Annotated in this window: 19 protein-coding genes; 4 read left to right on the top strand and 15 right to left on the bottom strand. The window is 41.9% G+C overall.

Features of this window, described 5'->3' with window-relative positions:
* Positions 1-380 precede the first annotated feature (380 nt).
* A complete protein-coding gene (locus tag E0496_RS24870; protein WP_141504454.1) occupies positions 381-1,205 on the bottom strand; it encodes a phytanoyl-CoA dioxygenase family protein in 825 nt (274 codons plus the stop codon).
* A 139-nt stretch (positions 1,206-1,344) separates the two neighbouring features.
* On the opposite strand from E0496_RS24870, the gene E0496_RS24865 reads away from it, so the two are divergent.
* Positions 1,345-2,208 (top strand): helix-turn-helix transcriptional regulator, encoded by an 864-nt coding sequence (locus E0496_RS24865; RefSeq protein ID WP_141504453.1) that lies wholly within the window; start codon positions 1,345-1,347, stop codon positions 2,206-2,208.
* 154 nt (positions 2,209-2,362) lie between these two features.
* Here E0496_RS24865 and E0496_RS24860 read toward each other — a convergent pair whose 3' ends face one another.
* The 12 genes from E0496_RS24860 to E0496_RS24805 all read right to left on the bottom strand — a co-directional run bounded on the left by E0496_RS24860 (position 2,363) and on the right by E0496_RS24805 (position 11,710).
* Positions 2,363-2,659 (bottom strand): hypothetical protein, encoded by a 297-nt coding sequence (locus tag E0496_RS24860; protein WP_141504452.1) that lies wholly within the window; start codon positions 2,657-2,659, stop codon positions 2,363-2,365.
* A gap of 175 nt (positions 2,660-2,834) precedes the next feature.
* Positions 2,835-3,137: a hypothetical protein gene (locus E0496_RS24855; protein WP_141504451.1), complete on the bottom strand. Its 303-nt coding sequence runs from the start codon at positions 3,135-3,137 to the stop codon at positions 2,835-2,837.
* A gap of 171 nt (positions 3,138-3,308) precedes the next feature.
* A complete protein-coding gene (locus E0496_RS24850; protein WP_161601557.1) occupies positions 3,309-3,968 on the bottom strand; it encodes a DUF4304 domain-containing protein in 660 nt (219 codons plus the stop codon).
* A 263-nt stretch (positions 3,969-4,231) separates the two neighbouring features.
* Positions 4,232-4,774, bottom strand: a complete 543-nt coding sequence (locus E0496_RS24845) for a DinB family protein (protein WP_421924618.1) — start codon at positions 4,772-4,774, stop codon at positions 4,232-4,234.
* A gap of 198 nt (positions 4,775-4,972) precedes the next feature.
* Complete coding sequence (locus E0496_RS24840; RefSeq protein WP_206669850.1) at positions 4,973-5,392, bottom strand: hypothetical protein; 420 nt, start codon at positions 5,390-5,392, stop codon at positions 4,973-4,975.
* Between the two features lie 112 nt (positions 5,393-5,504).
* On the bottom strand, positions 5,505-5,957 hold the full coding sequence (locus E0496_RS24835; RefSeq protein ID WP_141504448.1) for a VOC family protein: 453 nt from the start codon (positions 5,955-5,957) through the stop codon (positions 5,505-5,507).
* A gap of 695 nt (positions 5,958-6,652) precedes the next feature.
* Entirely contained in the window at positions 6,653-7,657 is a 1,005-nt protein-coding gene (locus E0496_RS24830; RefSeq protein WP_141504447.1) for a VanZ family protein, read from the bottom strand.
* Positions 7,658-7,704: 47 nt separating this feature from the next.
* Entirely contained in the window at positions 7,705-8,490 is a 786-nt protein-coding gene (locus E0496_RS24825) for a helix-turn-helix domain-containing protein (protein ID WP_141504446.1), read from the bottom strand.
* A gap of 226 nt (positions 8,491-8,716) precedes the next feature.
* Positions 8,717-8,896, bottom strand: a complete 180-nt coding sequence (locus tag E0496_RS24820) for a hypothetical protein (RefSeq protein ID WP_141504445.1) — start codon at positions 8,894-8,896, stop codon at positions 8,717-8,719.
* On the bottom strand, positions 8,883-9,458 hold the full coding sequence (locus E0496_RS24815) for an NUDIX hydrolase (protein WP_141504444.1): 576 nt from the start codon (positions 9,456-9,458) through the stop codon (positions 8,883-8,885). The genes E0496_RS24820 and E0496_RS24815 overlap by 14 nt, the downstream gene beginning before the upstream one ends.
* A gap of 753 nt (positions 9,459-10,211) precedes the next feature.
* The gene (locus E0496_RS24810) at positions 10,212-11,036 is read right to left on the bottom strand and encodes a TrmH family RNA methyltransferase (protein ID WP_141504443.1); all 825 of its coding nucleotides are present in this window, start codon (positions 11,034-11,036) and stop codon (positions 10,212-10,214) included.
* Positions 11,037-11,044: 8 nt separating this feature from the next.
* Positions 11,045-11,710: a potassium channel family protein gene (locus tag E0496_RS24805; RefSeq protein WP_139996155.1), complete on the bottom strand. Its 666-nt coding sequence runs from the start codon at positions 11,708-11,710 to the stop codon at positions 11,045-11,047.
* A 135-nt stretch (positions 11,711-11,845) separates the two neighbouring features.
* On the opposite strand from E0496_RS24805, the gene sspI reads away from it, so the two are divergent.
* On the top strand, positions 11,846-12,079 hold the full coding sequence (sspI, locus tag E0496_RS24800) for a small acid-soluble spore protein SspI (RefSeq protein ID WP_139996153.1): 234 nt from the start codon (positions 11,846-11,848) through the stop codon (positions 12,077-12,079).
* Here sspI and E0496_RS24795 read toward each other — a convergent pair.
* Positions 12,049-13,281: an alpha-D-ribose 1-methylphosphonate 5-triphosphate diphosphatase gene (locus tag E0496_RS24795; protein ID WP_141504442.1), complete on the bottom strand. Its 1,233-nt coding sequence runs from the start codon at positions 13,279-13,281 to the stop codon at positions 12,049-12,051. The genes sspI and E0496_RS24795 overlap by 31 nt on opposite strands.
* Before the next feature lie 280 nt (positions 13,282-13,561).
* Positions 13,562-14,119: a GbsR/MarR family transcriptional regulator gene (locus E0496_RS24790; protein ID WP_139996149.1), complete on the bottom strand. Its 558-nt coding sequence runs from the start codon at positions 14,117-14,119 to the stop codon at positions 13,562-13,564.
* A 239-nt stretch (positions 14,120-14,358) separates the two neighbouring features.
* Between E0496_RS24790 and E0496_RS24785 the strand changes: the two genes are divergently transcribed.
* The gene (locus tag E0496_RS24785) at positions 14,359-15,567 is read left to right on the top strand and encodes a quaternary amine ABC transporter ATP-binding protein (protein ID WP_141504441.1); all 1,209 of its coding nucleotides are present in this window, start codon (positions 14,359-14,361) and stop codon (positions 15,565-15,567) included.
* Entirely contained in the window at positions 15,554-16,390 is an 837-nt protein-coding gene (locus E0496_RS24780; protein ID WP_141504440.1) for an ABC transporter permease, read from the top strand. The genes E0496_RS24785 and E0496_RS24780 overlap by 14 nt, the downstream gene beginning before the upstream one ends.
* Positions 16,391-16,437 lie beyond the last annotated feature (47 nt).

Raw genomic sequence — 16,437 nt, 5'->3', positions numbered from 1 at the left:
CATATCCTTAATTTGTTCCCATTGTTCATCACTTAGTTCATACCTTCTTTGAATCATGGTGGATGCTCCAATCGTTTTTCTCAAATTATACTACAAAATCATTTAGTTTTCAGACACGTCCTAGTATAACCTTCCATAATGTAGGAGTAATTGATCGGTTATATGGCTTACTCATTTGCAACTATTACATATGTTTCAGAATGGCTTTACTGGTAATCTTGACAAGCTATTAGCTGGTATAGCGTAACTAAAAGGGCTGCCACGCGGCAGCCCTTTTAGTTTTTATCTATCGTTTCCCGTTAGCTCAACGAGTTATTTGTTAGTAAAGTTTGTATACTTTGAAAATCATTCAGAAACTCTACACACTCACTGTCTATTGCTTATTTGGAATACAGTAAAGGGAAGAACTCATTATCGAACTTCTGTCCAAATTGCGGACGTGGCCCGAGCAATCGAACATTATCATGCCGTACTCTGCCCTCTTTGTAAAAGGTATCTCCAGGCATAAGATGAGCAACAACCGATAACCGAGGCTGATCTGTAAAATTTGTTGACGATCCATGGAAGGTTAGCGCATGGTGGAAGCTCGCTTGTCCAGCTTTTAGTATACATGGCTCCTCAATCCAATCACGCGTTGCAAACCGTTGCTTCAGCTTTACCATATCCTGTTCGAAGAATGTATCACTTCCCTCCACTGCGCCCCACTTATGTGAACCCAAGATCGTCATCATGCCGCCATTATTCAGATTTGTATCCTGCAATGCAATCCAAACGGTCACCATATTTGTTGTGCTGCTTGATCGCCAATAGCCGTAATCTTGATGCCATCCCACATTTCCAGCTGTTGTTTCTTGCCCTGAAGTACCTGGCTTGTAGATCACTTGATCATGCCATAGACGAATCTCATCCTCGTTCAGCAGCTTCGCAGCCATTTCTCCTAAATTCGGATCAGTAACAACACTCCGAACTTCATCGTTAATCCACCAGCCATTATCGAATTTACGAAGAGCATGCGGATTCTCCGAAAGTTTGAAAACATGCAATGGTATCCCAGCCCCATCATAATCTTTCTTCCATATGCGCTCATGCGCTCCACGAAGTTGATCGATTGTCTCGTCATCCAGTAATTTGGGGCTGATCCAATAACCGTCTTGATCAAATTTCTCTTTATCAGCTGCCGTAATGGTATAAGGAATAACTCCCATAATGGAACACCTCATCTTTTCTTAGTCAAAGTGGCTTACTTCTTTTATTGTAGACCACTTGATGAGCATTGACTTCCCTAAGCCTATCAAATAGGATTAGAAACATAAGAGATCATTAGAAACTAAAAGGATCGTAACTATGGTAAAAATGCATACGGAAACATCACGATGGGTGTATGAGTTTTCAGAGTCAAATCAGCTTGCCCATTTGCCTGAATTAATAATGCTGGGATATGACCGATTTCAAGAAGCCTCTCCCCTCGTTATTCATAAGCATGAACGATCGTACGAGTATGTATTCGTGGACAGCGGAAAAGTCACATGGGAGGTAGACGGTCAATTAATTACTTCCCACACCGGACAGATCTTTCACACCCGACCTGGAGAATGGCATCGTGCACGTCTTAATTTCATCGAACCCTGCAGAATTTGGTGGTTGATACTATTAGATCCCTCAGAGCATGTCGGTTGGCTAAACTTACCAGATGAAGAGCGTATGGAGATTCATAACCAACTACAAAAGTTACCAAGAATTATACCTGTGGATATCCGTGTTCGTGAACTCTTCACCAAGCTAAGAGACATCATTGAGCATTACGAGCCACTCTCCTCCTGCCGAATTCGTCATTATGTACTCGATATCATTTTGCAAATGTTGAACCCATTCTCTAACCGTCAAATCTCATTTGATCTCCAAAGGGCTATGTTTACTTTGACCGAAACCGTTCAGGCAGCGCCAGAAAAGAGATGGACTAATAAAGATCTGGCCAATCAAATCGGCGTAAGTGAATCCCATTTCTATCGATTGTTTCACCTTATGTATGGACAGTCACCTGCTAATTATATTGATCGGCTACGAATTGAACTTGCCTGTCAGATACTCCTTCAGAAAGAAATTAGCGTCACAACAGTTGCAATGGATTTAGGTTATAAGACTAGTCAGCATTTTGCCACTGTATTCAAAAAGTATATGGGTCTGTCACCTTCGCAGTGGCGAAGATGATTTCAGTTTAATAAGTACTCCAAAAAATATTACACAAAATCTAACGAGGTCATTTGTTACGCTAAACTGCCCGTTAACATAATGAAGCAGCCGATCATGGTGATCGGCTGCTTCCGTGTTTTTATTGAACTATTGTTTTCCGTTAGCTCAACGTTTAATTGTATTCCCCTTTAAATGGCTTTTTAAAATCCCGTATTTGTTTGTTATTTTGATCGTATTCAGCCCAATAGAACACATCTCTAAAATCTATTTTTGCAATGTTGAGATATTTTTGAAGCTGTTCAATACTTCCTTCAGATAAAAACAAAATTGATCTAATTAATCTCAATATAACCTCTTCTTCGGTGTGGAAAAAACTTTGATTAGTTAATAGGTCTTCAACAAAATCGTATTGATCCTTATATTCCTGCTGTATTTTTTCAATAATATCCAAAGGAAGAATTAAACTCATATTTCAACTCCGAGCTTAATGGATTTTTGAAATTAATGTCACTACCGCAGTTTCTCATAACGTCTTATTTGCGATGAACGTAAATTTCCCATATCTGAGGTATTCGTGAAGAGATCAAACTATCCTGCCCGTTAGCTCAACGAGGCTATCGATTTATGTCAGCAGCCTCGTTGAGTTAGCTGAATCCCAGTTCTTCTTTGATTTCTGCCAATTCTCCTGATAACTTATCGATTAGAACTTTGTTGTTAATATCCGATCTATCTCTGAAATTAGTCTTTCCTAAGAAGGCCATATATGCGCTTGCAAGTTTCATCTTGATTCTCTGTTCGATTTCACCTTGTTGGTATTCATAATCAAAAAAGCTATCCATCGTTTTTCGAGCGCGGTCATTAAACTCAAAATACTCCATACCTAATGACAATAAATAAGTACAATCTAACGCGTTATTGTAAAATGCTTCTTTAGTTTTCCTTTTCATACTATCCCTCACAATTTGGAAACTTTATGGCTTATCTATGGTAAACAATTCGACCAGAGCACCACGCTTCCCTGTCAGTTAGCTCAACGAGGCAGCCGATTTATTCCGGCAGCCTCGTCCTGGTGTTTATGAAGCTATAGTTCCCAGTTATATCAAATATCTATAACCTCTTCATTGTAACCTCTTTGCAGCAGTTGCTTTGTAAATTATCTCGTTAAACACAGGAATCAAAGCACTTCCAGCTTGTTTATCACCAATTTGACTAATCGCCCAAATTGCGAAAGAAATAGCCTGCTCATTGTTGTTCACATGCAAATGTACTCTAGAAATAACTAATGCTAATCTAATATTTGTTGGCAACTCACCTAACCGATTTACATTCTTATTACTTTGTTCTATGTCCTCTATGCTAATACTTGTGAGACTTTCAGGGAAATGAATGAAATACCCATAATATCGTAGACCGTATTCTAAAAAAGTTTTTGTCATATGTCCGATGTTTTCAAGGGCTTCGATTTCCGTTTCACCATAACTCCACCATAAGTCTTCAACTTCGAGGTCTGAAAGTCTCCACCGAAAATCACAATCATAAGATGAAACTTTATTAAGAGGGACATGAACACCCAAAGTGTTTGGGATGAAGTCTATGAATACTCCAAGTTCAACACAACAACACCCACCATATTTATCAGCTTGAATATTGACGGTATATATGAAATGATCATTAGGTTTTGTTCTATACCTACCACCTGTGCCATTGAATCCATGCTTTATTAGTTCTTGTTCGAATGTTTCTTTTAATAATTGCTTGAACTTTTTTAAATTAATCATTAGTAATCCCCCCTCCCTGCCAGACACATTTATTTGAAGTGTCAGCAGCATCAATCTCTGTATATCAAATTATTTTATCATCAAATTAGCCTTGAAAGATAATTGATATATGATTGTTGTTAATGGCAACACCACGCAATCCTGCCCGTTAGCATAATGAAGCAGCCGATCATGGTGATCGGCTACTTTCGTGTTTTTATTGAACTATCGTTACACGCGAGTGATGCTAAGCTGTTCTAATAAATCTTTATTCTGTAAAATGTTTAGATCGCTTCCCGAACCAATCCTTGTTTTAAGCGGTCGAGCTGCAGAAGATGATGACGGTAGTGCATTTCAACAAGCAAAAACCATTCCTCCGCACACAAGCCACCGAATCTCGGATGGGACACTATATTTTGTTTGGTCACTTTTTCAAGGGTAGGTTCAATGTCATTCATTCTCTGGATGACAGTATATAAGCCTTGAATTAGCTGCTCTTTGCTTTCTGGCTGCTCTGGAGTATATTGTGGGGAAGGCGGAACATGAATACGAATGGGTGGGAAGCTCCCTTGAGAAAATATAGCCACACCAACCTCGTTTTTTTCCGTTCGAGGTACCATGGGATCTTCGCTTGGCATCAGACACTGATCAATATTACGAAGCTGCATATCAAGCGCCGAGCTAATGAGATGTACAAGCATCTGTCCGATGGACCACTCGTTATCACTTGGCTTTTGCCTCAGCTGCTCCAGACTGAATTGATCCAGTTCATGAATATAATATGTCGCAGTTTCCTCAAATAGTTGTAATGCTAACTTTGTTGTAATCATCATATATCATCGCCTCTAATCATCTTTTTTTCTAAGTATACAAAAACGCTACTGACACCATTATGTCAGTAGCGTTTTAAGTTTTTTTATCGTTCGTTTCTAACCCAATTTCGGAAGTGTTCCAACGGAAGCAAGCAGACGAAAGCTCTTGCGAATCCGAGATGCCTCACTGCCGATCGGTTCCAGCGGGATATATTATGGTTTTTCATATTTGTCCGTTATTCTCCAACTTCCATTCTTCAGTTTTACCTTTAACTGTAGTGGAACTCTTGAAGAACCATATTTGACTTCCATTGTTTTTTTGTCTAATGCCTTGTATGTATATTTGATCCAAATGGTGCCTGAGTAGAAAATGTTTAATCCAAATCCCATATTCGTTGAGTAAGCTATTATTTCCTCCTGGCTTGATGAACTTGATGGGTATATTTCATTTCTATGAAACTTATTTAAAGCTGATTCAGTTATTTGTTTATGCACTATTTGATTATCCTTCTCTGGATGAAGATATATTGTTCTCAGTGTTTCCTTGACACTGGATAACATCCAAATACTTACTGAAAAATATATCAAAATAAAGATAAGACCGATCAGAGTCATGCATTTTTTACTTTTCATCATTTCCCCCTAACATTAACTTAACAAAGAAATGGAGCGTGAATGCAGTGTTTATATGATGCATCTTACTCTAGTAATGCATATTTCAGTTAAGTCTTCTTATAGGCGTCACTTATTTATTACCGAGTTGTTCCGCCAAACCGATTAAAATCCCTTCATTTCCGCGAATGTAGCAGAGCCGGTACGAGTCCCCGTACTGAACCACTTCGCCAACGAGCTGAGCACCATGCTTAATGAGTCTGGATACTATTTCGTCAATGTCTTCAACAGTGAACATAACGCGTAGATAACCGAGGGCATTTACAGGAGCAGTTCGGTGATCTGATATAGTAGGTGGGGTGAGAAATCGCGAAAGTTCAATTCGGCTATGGCCATCTGGGGTAACCATCATAGCAATCTCTACACACTGTGAACCCAGCCCGGTTACGCGACCAGCCCATTCGCCTTCGACAGTAGCACGCCCTTCGAGCTTCAAGCCAATCTCCTCGAAAAAAGAGATTGCGTTATCAAGGGATTCTACAACGATGCCAACATTGTCCATTCTTAGTAATTGGTTATTTGCCATAGTTTTATCTCCTTATGTGGACAAATTTATTATCTTATCATCTTCATATTTATTCTATCAAGAATTACTAATTCCTTCCATTCGTTTGACATCTTGTCACAGCTCATGATAACAAAGATAAGTCACAGTATAGTATTGCTTTTTCAGATGTCAGATTAACTTTTATTCTTCGAAATTCAATTCGGAGTTACGATATTAACTCCTGCTTGATCATCAACTCAATTTATCTTTATTTTAATGTATTGGATTTCCATATTCGGTACAGTCCAACAACTAGAAAAATAAAAGCAATAATCTCTATTGCTCTAGGAATGAAACTCAGTAATGCGATCATCTCTCCAAATGTCATTCTCAGCGGTAGTGAAGTACGATTCACATTATAAGAATCAATGAATCGGCTTATTGTAAATGGTGCAATAAAATCATAGATCTTCAGAAAGAAGATCATAAGAAAGAAGTAAAAACCTTCCTTGAAGTGATTTTTCCTGCATAGTATAAGTCCAAAAACAATTAAACATAAGATAAAAATCGAAACAAAAATTGCAAGGAAACCTATTATACCTTCCAAATGACCACTCCTTAGCCCTCCAATTATGTTCGGCTAGAACCCGAAAACAATAGTAATGAAAATAAGCTTCTCTTATATGGAAGAGAAGCTTAATTTCATTTCTTTCATTACCTTGATATGACACTTATTAGAAAAGTGACCGTAGCCCTTTTTTAATACTGTTCATAATCTTCTGTCCTGTGTTGAGTTCTGTAAGAGTAATGTCCCACATCACGGCATTTGTAGTCGGATTTGAGTCATCGTTCATTAATTTAATGGTTAGTTCATTTGCTCCGTTTATAGGGATTTGAAAAGAGGTAAGCTGATTCTCTCCGCTTTTGGCTGATAAACCTAGTGAATAAATTTCTGTGCCATCTGCGATAAATAGGATGTCACTTTTCCCATTGCTTGCAGTGTTGATTACATCATCCGGTATAGCGACATAGCCTGCCACTTTTTTATATTTGCCATCCAAATGATACGTAAACTCATTAGTTCTTGTATTTTTTCTACTGTACATATTGATTTGTGGTTCAACCTTTTCTTGGACTGCTGTAAAACCTAAGAGAGTTTCATCCCAGAGTACAGACCCCTCTGTTATTGTAAGTTCATTCAGGGCTACGACTTCGCCGCCTCCCTTTTCCAAATAATTATTAATGCTACCAACAAGGGCAATGACTCCAATCGAAAGTACACTGGCTGTTAAAATGATTCGACAAATCCCTTTAAATTTATCTCGATCACGGTGAACGAACCGTTGTGCCCAAAATCCTACCGCCGCCCCTAATGTATTAATTATGATATCGTCAATATCAAAGGATCCTAGACGAGTGAGCATTTGTAAGATTTCAAGAATCGTAATAGACAAAATAAATAAGGTTATAAATCTAATGAAATTACAACGAAACAGCAGTGGGAAAACAATTCCAAAAGGAATAAAGGCTACAAAGTTGCCCAACTCAAAAAACCAAATACGAAAGTCCCTTCCCATCGGAAAGTGTAAAGGAATCCCTTCAGGCATTAGACTATATCGCATGCTAGAATCTTGAAGAAAAGCACCCCTGTTGAAACCTATATACAAAAAATAGAGCGTCAAAACGGTATACAATGCTAACAGAATTATAGTGATTTTTCGCAACTTTCCTCGATACATAATTGCATCCTTTCACTTCTCCAAAGCGGCTCCCACATGTACAAAGTTTATTCGGCTAGCTTTCTCTTGATTTTTCTCCAGAAGCCGTCATTCCTCCGGTTGATATACTTCTCATTGTAGATAAGCAGACTATAGGAGGACCACAACGTAGATGTTCGAATGATTATATAGGTTCCCATGGCGATCAAAACGACGCAAACCGGATAATATGGAACCAGTGCGCCTTCCGAGATCCCCTTTTCTTCCAGCAAAAAAGCTATCGCACCTACCGCTAACATGCCAGCCCCGACGATGATTACCAATGTGTACCTACTCTTCAATTGATTCAAACGTTCCTTCAATTGCTTCATATAACCCTGATCCAGCATAAGAGCTTCTTTTCCCAGCACATGGTACCGTTCTTCGTCTTTCAGTATAGCGGAAACGAGAACAACGACTCCCCCTGCCGCCAACAAAATGATAAGAACGGAATAAACGACGGGCTCATGCCGAAGCATTAGATACGGTAAAAAAGCCATAATTAGCAGGCACACACCTGTCGCAATGCGATTAGATGATTTCTGCTGATGACTCAAATACCCTTCCGCCATCTCTTGGCTGACATAATACCCATGCTCTTTAGCGCCGCTCTTCAACTCGTTCTCCTTCAACATATAATCGATGGATACCTCGAATAAGTTACCAATCATAAGCAACTTTTCGGTTTCAGGGAAACCTTGTCCGTTTTCCCACTTGCTGACTGCCTGTCTGGTTGTGCCCAGTTTTTCGGCCAGCATTTCTTGGGAATAACCTTTTTCTTTTCTTAATTGTAACAACTTTTCACTAAATGACATAGGCTTGCTCTCCTCTGCTATCTGATACCTAAATTATAGGATAACAATGGAGTCGATGCTATATCATGGTGGTTGCGTTTGCGCCACTTGCGGTTGCAACTACGTAATACTCCATAATAATAGGTACTTCGCTATCATCGTAACCTGCTCGATAGCCTAGCGAGACTGCCGTTCAATGTTCAGCAGCATAAGCTAACCAAATAAAAAAAAGCCTGGGGATTAACCCTCAACCTCTTCGGTATGACTGATTCTGTTTTAATTTATTGACCTCTTCAATTGGAAGCCCAGTGATCTCAGCAATTTTATCTGGATCAAGGTCATTCAGCATTTTTTTGGCAAAATCATAAGCCTGTTCTTTTAAGGCTTGCTCTTTTTCCTGTTGGTAGATCTTCTCAACCTTTGTCATTTTCATCGGCTCCCTTACATTCTTCAATAATCCCTTGTCCGTATATGTTCGCTAATACTTCGACCGCTTTTTCAAGAATAGCCTTTTCCCGTGCAATCATAAATTGGGTTGAATAATCATCGCAAATTATTTCCGAGCTGTTCATTGCTTCTATTGCTTTTTCAAAAGTCATCCATTCAACTATCATTCCAAGCTCTGCTTCACTTTCAGTAAGCATCGCGTTACTTATACGGTTTTGCGCTTTTGCTACAAAACAGTAGGAATGTTGCATAAAATTATTTTTGTTCTTATGCTCCTCGATGTAGCCCAATTCATGTATGATCTCGGCTTCATAACCTGTCTCTTCCTTAATTTCGCGTAGAAACGCATCCCTGATCTCTTCGCCTTCATCAATTCCCCCGCCAGGCAACTTGTAAAGGTTAATTTTTGACATGTACATCATAGCAACGTTAAGCCTATCATCAACTAATACACCTCTTGAGGCATAACGTGTTGTGGTTTCCATGAACTCAGGAGCACCACCAATAAAATCACTGTCGGTCATTCTTTTTATCAACTGCACGAACTCACTCCCTGTCACTTGCTCCGTAATCCGAAGACTTTTGAATAAATTAGCCTTTAAAGGCTACTTGCCGAAATTGAATGTGTATCGCTACATCCCAGCAATCCAACGATAGAGATAGGGAAACTGCCTGTACTGGCTGTTAGGTTTATTGAATAATTAAACAGCCCACCTGTGACATGGTATCTTTGACTAATATTAAGTCGCTACCTTCTGGTCTACGTATTGAAGAATGCTACGAAATAAGTTAATTACAAAGTTACTTTGTAGAAAACTAAAAATAACTGTCCACATCCCCACCTCCCCCAATCCCTTACCCCACAAGATCTCACCGCCATTTTCGAGATAAAAATTCCTGTCCCAAAACCGCTGAGAAAAAGACATGAAAACTGGAAGAGAACTGGTTCAATTGTGAACGAAACCAACTAATAATTCGTGTCCCTGAAGGGGTAGCGAAGTACCTGAGAAAAGCATGGACAGTCATTTATACTGGCTGTGTAAGTACCTGGGAAATGCCTGAGTAAAAGCTTGAGTAAACTGCTTTCACTTCGCAAAAGCCTTGAGTTACTTGGGTTTATGCCTGATTACCTATTCGGGATTTGGATGGGGAATCCCTGCTGTGATGCTTTAAGAGGAGAGAAAAAGACTGGAGAAATGGTTGGGGCAATCGTCAACCAGGTTCCAGTCTTTGGTGAGTTCATAGACGGTTTATTTTATTTAGAGAAGGTAATTTTGAAATTTGACGGGAATTTTTTATTTGTTAAACTCCCGCTGTCTCAAGCTCTCATACAACAGCACCGTAGCCGCCATGGCTACATTCAGAGATTCCGCTTGACCGACCATCGGGATAATGACCGACTCATTCACAAGGTCTCGAACGATTGGAGAAAGTCCCTCCGATTCATTGCCCATCAGCAGCCATGTCGACTGCTTCCAATCGTAGCTATAGCAGGTATGCTTGGCTTGCAAGCTCGTCCCAACAAGCGTTACGCCCTTGGCTCTCGCCTGCGGAAGCAGCTCTTTCAGGTCAGCTTCAATAATCGGCAAATGGAACAAGGAACCCATTGTCGATCTTACGGTTTTTGGATTGTAGAGATCCACGCAGCCTTTGCCAAGAATCACGGCATCGGCGCCAACCGAATCCGCACTGCGGATAATCGTGCCGGCATTGCCAGGATCACGTACATTGTCCAGGACAACGACGAGGCAGTTTTTGCGATACAATGCTGAAGAATCTGGAGACAGTTTCGTTAAAATCGCGAACACAGGCGGAGGCGTATCCGTTCCTGTGCATTTAGCCATGACCGCTCGTGAAGCTTGTACCCACTCCAAACCGAGCGTAGCCTCTGAATCATTTGTCTCACGTTCCAGCTTAAGCTCCTCTGGAATTCCACGGTCGGTGTCGTAGACGATGGTCAGCACGGATGCTTGTCCCCTCAGTGCCTCCAGAACAAGATGAACGCCTTCGATTAAAAATTGACCGCTGCGATCGCGGTTTTTTTTGTCCAGCAGTGAAGCCCAATGCTTGACCTTGTCATTTTGAACAGATGATAGCAATGGATCAAAGTTTTCATTCATAGTTGATTCTAACCTTCCGAATAAGCGATTTCTAAATTTGTAAGATCTGAGTTTTTGCCGACTATGACTAGAATATCTTCCTTGCCAATTAAATCGTCTGCATAAGGAGCAATATTCATCTCAGTGCCTTTCTTAATGGCCATGACATTGCATTTATATTTCGCCCTAATATCGAGCTGCTTCAAGCTTTGGCCGATCATGGGGACCGGTGCTTTAATTTCAATAATGCTGTAGTCATCCGAAATTTCGATATAGTCCAAGATATTGGGCGATACCAGATGATGCGCAACGCGAAGACCCATATCCCGCTCTGGGAAAACCACCTTGTCTGCGCCGATTTTGTTCACGACTTTACCATGGAGCTCATTTTGCGCTTTCACGATTAGCGTTTTAACTCCTAAATCCTTCAAGATCAGCGTCGTCAAAATGCTTGATTGAATATCTTGGCCAATGGCTACGACGACGACATCAAAGTTCCTTATGCCAAGCGCCCGAAGCGCTTCCTCGTCCGTTGAATCTGCGGATACAGCATGGGTAACCGTATTGACGACCTCTTGGATCCGCTGTTCATTCGAATCAATAGCCAAAACCTCAAAACCCATGTCCGTCAGTGCTTTTGCAATGCTGGAGCCGAAGCGTCCCATTCCGATAACCGCGTACTGCTTCTTAGCCATATTACCCAAATCCTCCTTGCAGGATGATTGCTGCAGTGATCTAACCAGTATACCACAGCTTGCCTAATCGGATGAAAACAGCCTCTGGTGGACAAAGTAAATAAGTAAATTTGAATGTACCAGGAGGCTGTTAAAATGGAAGTTATTGATTTGCGTCAAGCCATCGTTAGGCGTGTACAGGATAATTCGGCTAAGGAGCTGTCTGAGGTAATTGAAGACTCCATCGGTGCCGACGAGCGGGCATTGCCAGGCCTTGGCGTCTTGTTTGAAATGATTTGGCAGCAGTCTTCCGAACCGGAGCAAGGGCGTATGGTTGATTCCCTATACAAGCATCTTCATCATTCAGAAAATGCTAATCCATCGCAATAACGAGTTTTGGAAGCATAAACCAGCTGCCCTCCGACAATGGTATGAGTTACCCAGGGCAGGCCATCATAGTGGTCTACTATAATAAGATCCGCTGCTTTGCCGGGTTCGATGGATCCAAGTTCACCAGCTGCACCTAAAGCTTGTGCGGGATTTAGGGAAGCCATTCGGACCGCCTCCGGCAAAGCGGCTATTCCTTCGTTCTTCAGCTTAAATACGGCTGCGAGCATCGAGGAAGGATGATAGTCGGAGCACAAGATGTGTGCAGCATTCGCTGCAATCGCATCTATTGCTTTTAAGTTTTTGTCGTGCGACGCTCCTCTGACTACGTTTGGCGCACCTACGCAAACGCGAAGCCCCTTTGATGTCGCATATGTTGCCGTCTCCAGATTAATCGGAAATTCACAGACCGATACGCCAAGCCCCACCGATTCGTTTACCTTGTGTAAGGAGTCATCATCATGGGAAGCTAACGCAATTCCCTGTTTCGACGCAAGACGGCTTAGCTGCTTCAGCTGTTCCTTACTAACCATTTTCCTGCGCTCAAGCAGATCCTCGACAATGATTCGAACCTCATCCGCGCTTACACCTTGGTTTTTCATGACGTATCGCTCAAACGAGCCTGGTTCGCGATATTGTCCCTGACCTGGTGAATGGTCCATAAAAGATAAATAATCAATTGTATTGTCTCGAAGAAAACGTTCAACAATCGGAATGCCTGCCAAATGCGAGACCTCCAAGCGCAAATGAATTCGATTACGAATCACTGAGCGTTTGCTTCGATAGCTGTTAATCTCTTCAACCATGCCAGTCAGCAAATGGTCACCGCGCAAGCTGAGTCCTACGCCAAGCGACAAGGAATGATACATGGTTGTAATCCCATGTACGGGCAGCTTCCGTTCGAATTCCAATAATGCCATATTCAGCGGGAACAGTGTGTTTGGCCTCGGCTGTACTTCTTTCTCAATGGCGTCGCAATGAATGTCGATCAGGCCCGGCAGCACATACCGATTCGCTGCATCAATCACTTCTGAGCCTGGATACTTCCCTATCCACTCCTCCTCAGTAAATTTCGCGGCTTCAACAATAGCTGCAATGCGGCCATTTAACACAACTACAGACGCTTCAACGATTTGATCCGGTAATATCATTTTTCCGTTCGCAATGATCATTGGCTTTAATCTGGTCGTTCCCTGATCATTCATCCATGCGGTCACCCTTTCATTAAGAGTTGTATGAATAAGTTTACCATAAACAACTTAGCGAATTCATCCAATCCCCATTCTGCTGTAGAAGCTCTTAATGGATTAATCATGAACGCAAGCTCCATTTATTGTTCTGCGAAACGGCTGTCTCTAACCAAAATAGAATACAAAAAACCGCAGGAGAAAGAGCTCCTGCGGTTTCAAGCATGACAAAATAAAATTTGGTATAGGCCGCACAGCTAATAACCCGCGGCCTATCTATTGCAAATTTCCTCTAGCTTTACTCTTCTTGCGGTATAAATTTATAAATGTCACCCGTCTCAAACGAATCAATTAATCGATCCAGCCAGCGGTAATACTTTAATGCTTCTTCAATCTTCTGCGTGTCATTCTCCAGTACGTCAAGGAAAGCTTGGTCTTGCTCATATTGCTGCTTTAATTGTGCAATTTCTTTGGTTGAACGATTTAAAGCACTCATATTTTGCTCGACGGCTTTCCGCCATTTAATAGAGAAAAAATCCGCAAAGTTCTGATGCCAATTCGTTTCAACCTCATATAAATCTTTACGGGAGCCCTTGCCCCAAACTTTATTTATCATCTTCAAGTCATGCAGCGTACGCATGCCAGTACTCATGGAAGTCTTGCTCATGCCCATCGTCTGGCTCATTTCATCAAGTGTTACCGGCTCACGGTTAAAATACATATTCCCATAGAGATGGCCGATCGACAAGGTTATGCCGTACAAATCCATGTTTTTCCCAATTGATTCAATGACGCGGCGGCGCGTATTTTGCAGCTTCGTTAGCTGCTCTTCCGTTAATGCTGCAAGTTCATTCATGTCGTTCCTCCTGAGGAGTGTCTTTCCCCTATCATTCCCATATCAATTATTGTAATCAAATGGTCCACCAGAGTAAAGAATACATATAGGTTGAAAAAGGGAGTTATCAAGAGTATACAGTACGTAAAGTACGTAAAGTTATAACTGTACAGAGTATACACTGTCTCACGCCTTTTGACCATTACAAAGATAACCAACTAAACTTATAGGAGTCGAAATATTCCACAAGGGGGCACAACATGGCGATTATAGAAGCCAAGAGGCTAACCAAGATTTTCGGAGCCGATCCGAAAAAGGCGATCCCGCTGCTGGATAAAGGATGGTCTAAAGAAAAGATATTTGCAGAAACAAAGCTTACGGTTGGGGTCAACCAAGCTAGTTTCTCCATTGAAGCAGGACAAATATTTGTCATCATGGGCTTGTCCGGCAGCGGCAAGTCGACACTTGTACGTCTGCTTAACCGACTGATCGAACCTACGAACGGTCAGGTACTATTCAATGGTACAGATGTATTGAAGATGTCTCCTGAGCAGCTAAGGAAGTTCAGAAGAAAAAACGTAGGCATGGTATTTCAGAAATTTGCGTTGTTTCCGCATCGCACCGTAATCCAAAATATCGAATACGGGCTTGAGGTTCAAGGCATCGATAAGAAAAAACGCAGGGAAATGGCGATGAACTCTCTTGAACTTGTAGGATTAAAAGGCTGGGCAGATAGCTATCCTGATCAGCTAAGCGGCGGTATGCAGCAGCGCGTCGGGCTTGCCAGAGGGCTTGCCAACGATCCCGACGTGCTTCTGATGGATGAGGCATTTAGCGCGCTTGACCCGCTGATCCGGAAGGATATGCAGGATGAGCTGCTTGAATTGCAATCGAAAATGAAAAAGACGATCGTGTTTATTACGCATGATTTGGATGAAGCACTGCGCATTGGTGACCAAATTGCATTAATGAAGGACGGCAGCATCGTACAAATCGGTTCGCCGGAAGAAATTTTGATGCAGCCGGCCAATAAGTATGTAGAGCGATTCGTCGAGGACGTTGATTTGTCTAAAGTTTTAACGGCTTCGCACGTGATGGTCAAGCCTGAGACGATTACCATTGAAAAGGGACCGCGCGTGGCTCTGCAATTTATGCGCGACCGGGAAGTTTCCAGCTTATACGTTGTTGATAAAGGCATGAGGCTGCTTGGCGTTATTACCGCGGAGAATGCAGCCAATGCAATCAAAAACGGACAGAAGCTTGAAGAAGCAATGGAACGGGAGGCGCCTGCCGTACTCCCGGAAACGCTGCTTAACGAATTATTTGAATTAATGAGCAATTCCAAATTCCCCGTTTCCATTATTGATGAGAATGGGCGGCTAAAAGGGATTGTCATTAAAGGCGCTGTTCTGGCCGCATTAGCCGGAAATTCAACATTAGAGGCTGGTGATAGTCATGAATCTGCCTAAAATTCCTTTAGCAGACTTTATCGAATGGTTTGAATCCTGGCTCGAAAATAATCTGGCGCCACTATTCAAATTGATAAAAATTGTGGTTGGAGAAACAGTAAACGGCTTAGAAACTGCGCTTAATTGGTTTCCAGCGCTTGTTCTTATCCTTCTGTTTACGGTTCTTGCCTGGTATATCGGCAAATGGAGAATGGCGTTATTTACGCTAATAGGCCTGCTCATCATTGAGAACCTGGGATTATGGAGCCAGACGATGCAGACACTAGCGCTTGTTCTGACCTCTGCCTTCATCTCGGTACTCATTGGTGTGCCAGTTGGCATTTTGTGCGCACGCAAAAACGGTATTCAGAAGATTGTTACGCCCGTGCTGGACTTTATGCAGACGATGCCTGCATTCGTCTATTTATTGCCAGCCGTTACCTTCTTCTCGCTCGGTGTAGTACCTGGGGTGATCTCATCCATTATATTCGCCATCCCGCCAACCATCCGCCTAACTAATTTAGGCATTCGCCAGGTTCCTGAGGAACTCGTCGAAGCAGCGGATGCATTTGGCTCCACACCCGCTCAGAAGCTCTTCAAGCTCCAGCTCCCGATTGCTCTTCCTACCATCATGGCGGGAATCAATCAGACCATCATGCTTTCTTTATCGATGGTCGTTATCGCCTCGATGATTGGCGCACAAGGGGTCGGCGCTTATGTATACCGTGCCGTTACGCAAGGAAATACGGGTGTTGGCTTTGAAGCCGGGCTTGCTATCGTTATCTTGGCCATTATCTTAGACCGTTTAACCCAACAAGTTATTCGCAGAAGCAAAACAACCTAGCATTCAAAAGCATACATGCTTGCTTAGTTAGTTTGTTTCAAAACAGT

The sequence above is a fragment of the Paenibacillus luteus genome, from assembly GCF_006542765.1.
Taxonomy (GTDB): Bacteria; Bacillota; Bacilli; order Paenibacillales; family Paenibacillaceae; genus Pristimantibacillus; species Pristimantibacillus luteus.
The sequence above is the reverse complement of the archived record's forward strand: the minus strand, read 5'-3'. Positions and strand labels throughout refer to the sequence as shown.